The sequence below is a fragment of the Ectothiorhodospira lacustris genome (assembly GCF_022227785.1).
GTDB lineage: Bacteria > Pseudomonadota > Gammaproteobacteria > Ectothiorhodospirales > Ectothiorhodospiraceae > Ectothiorhodospira > Ectothiorhodospira lacustris.
Genome location: NZ_JAJNQM010000146.1, coordinates 1 through 2,716 on the forward strand (window position 1 = coordinate 1; position 2,716 = coordinate 2,716).

Here is a 2,716-nt window from a genome sequence, read left to right on the forward strand (position 1 = left end):
CGGAAATGAGCGCCTGCTCCATGCTCTCTTCCTCAAAAGTGATGAGCGTGCCTTCCCCTTCCTGAAAAGAGGATAGAACACGCAGCGGTACATTGTATTTGCCGGCGAATTCGACGGCGCGTATCTGCAGAACCTTGGAACCCAGGCTGGCCATTTCCAGCATCTCCTCGAAGGTGATGCGATCCAGCCGGCGGGCCTTGGGTACGACGCGGGGATCAGTGGTGTACACCCCGTCTACATCGGTGAAGATCTGACATTCGTCGGCCTTGAGGGCAGCAGCCAGGGCCACGGCCGTGGTATCGGAACCGCCACGACCCAGCGTGGTGATGTTGCCCATCTCGTCCACGCCCTGGAACCCGGCTACCACCACCACCTTGCCATCCGCCAGATCACGGCGCACACGGGCACCATCGATCTCACGGATACGGGCCTTGTTGTGGGCGCTGTCGGTGAGAATCTGTACCTGAGCACCGGTGTAGGAACGAGCCGGGCAACCCTTAGCCTCCAGCGCCATAGCCAGCAGGGCAATGGTGACCTGTTCTCCGGTGGAGAGCAGCACATCCAGCTCACGGCCGTCGATGTTGGAACGAATGCTTCTGGCCAGACCCAGCAGCCGGTCGGTCTCACCGCTCATGGCGGAGACCACCACCACCACTTCATGCCCCTGTCTGCGCGCCGCAATGACCTTGTCGGCCACATTCTGGATGCGTTCAACACTGCCGACCGAGGTACCGCCGTATTTTTGGACGATTAAAGACATATCATTTTACTTAGGTATAGGCTTGTCATTAGACAATAACTGCCTTGCCATGTGGAAGAACCGTTCATCGAATGCCGGGTACCGCCCATGCAATCAAAGACGGGCTTGAACCCATTGCGTGACCGAGGCGAGGGCTTCATCCAGCCCTTCGGGTCGGGTACCCCCGGCCATGGCCATGTCCGGACGACCGCCACCGCGGCCACCCACCTGCTGAGCGACCTGATTTACCAGTTCGCCGGCCTTGATGGCACCGACATGACCCTTGGTCACACCGGCCACCAGACTGACCTTGTCGTCCTGCACGGTGGCCAGCACGATCACCGCCTCGCCCAGCTTGTTCTTGAGTTGGTCCACGGTGTCCCGCAGGGACTTGGGATCAGCGCCATCCAGACGCGCGGCCAGAACCTTCACACCGTTGATCTCCACCGCCTGATCGGACAGGCTGGAACCGGCCTGGGAAGCCAGTTTGGCCTTGAGCGCCTCCAATTCCTTTTCCAGGCCGCGGACCCGCTCCACCACCTGCTGTACCTTATCCACCAGATCAACGCGGCCGGCCCGCAGCAATTCCGCCGCACGGGAGAGTTGCTGCTCTGTTGCGCCGACATGGTGCAGGGCGTTTTCACCGGTCACCGCCTCGATCCGGCGGACGCCCGAAGCCACGCCCCCCTCGCCGATGATCTTGAATATCCCGATATCACCGGTGCGCTGCACATGGATGCCGCCGCACAGTTCGGTGGAGAAGCCCCCCAGGGAGAGCACCCGCACCTCGTCGCCATATTTTTCGCCGAACAGGGCCATGGCGCCGGCAGCCAGGGCTTCCTTGATGGGCATGACGCGGGCCTCGGCCACCACGTTGGCCCGAATGGCGCGGTTGACCATGGCTTCCAGGCACTCGATCTGATCCTGGGTGAGGGGCTCGAAATGGGAGAAGTCGAAACGCAGCCGGTCCGGCGCCACCAGGGAGCCTTTCTGCTGCACATGGTCCCCCAAAACCTCCCGCAGGGCGGCGTGGAGCAGGTGGGTGGCGGAGTGATTCAGCACCACCGCCTGACGCCGGTCCTCGTTGACCCGAGTACGGACCGGATCACCGCTCTTCAGACGACCCCGCAGCATCAGTCCGTGGTGAATGAAGACCCCGCCCTGCTTGACGGTGTCGGTGACCTGGAACTCGCCCTCGGGACCTTCGATCACGCCGGTATCGCCCACCTGGCCACCGGACTCGGCATAGAAGGGAGTGCTATCCAGCACCACACTGCCCTCTTCCGACTCATTGAGGGTTTCACAACCCTGACGATCAGGACCGGCGGCCAAACGCACTACCCGGGCATCGCCGGCCACGGCTTCGTAACCGACGAAATCCGAATCCGCCACACCCACGGCCATAGTGCCGGCATCAGCCATCTTGAAGCTGCTGGCGGCCCGGGCGCGGTCGCGCTGCTGTTCCATCTCGTGTTCAAAACCGGCCATGTCCAGCTCCAGTCCTTTTTCCCGGGCGATGTCACCGGTCAGGTCCACCGGAAAGCCGTAGGTGTCATAGAGCTTGAAGACAAGACCACCGGGAATGGTCTTGTCGGCAATGCGGCCGAGCCCTTCCTCCAGGTGCTTGAGGCCATGCTCCAGGGTTTCCTGGAAGCGCTGCTCCTCCAGCAGCAACACCTGCTCCACCTGGGCCTGGGCCTTGACCAACTCCGGGTAGGCATCCCCCATCTCCTGCACCAGCGTGTCGACCAGCTTGTGGAAGAAGGGTTCGTTCAGGCCAAGCTTGTGGCCGTGACGGGCGGCACGGCGAATGATCCGGCGCAACACATAGCCGCGGCCGTCGTTGGCGGGCATCACGCCGTCGGTGATCATGAAACTGCAGGAGCGGATGTGATCCGCAATGACCTTGAAGGACGGCGCATGGGTGTCGCTGGTACCCGCCAGGCGCCCGACCGCTGCCAGCAGGTGCCGGAATAG

Annotated in this window: 2 protein-coding genes; both read right to left on the bottom strand. The window is 62.5% G+C overall.

Features of this window, described 5'->3' with window-relative positions; translation table 11 throughout:
• On the bottom strand, window positions 1-760 hold a 760-nt coding region (locus tag LQ952_RS15645), incomplete at its 3' end, for an aspartate kinase (RefSeq protein WP_238623543.1).
• A gap of 93 nt (window positions 761-853) precedes the next feature.
• A partial coding sequence (alaS, locus tag LQ952_RS15650; protein ID WP_238623544.1) for an alanine--tRNA ligase occupies window positions 854-2,716 on the bottom strand: 1,863 nt, incomplete at its 5' end.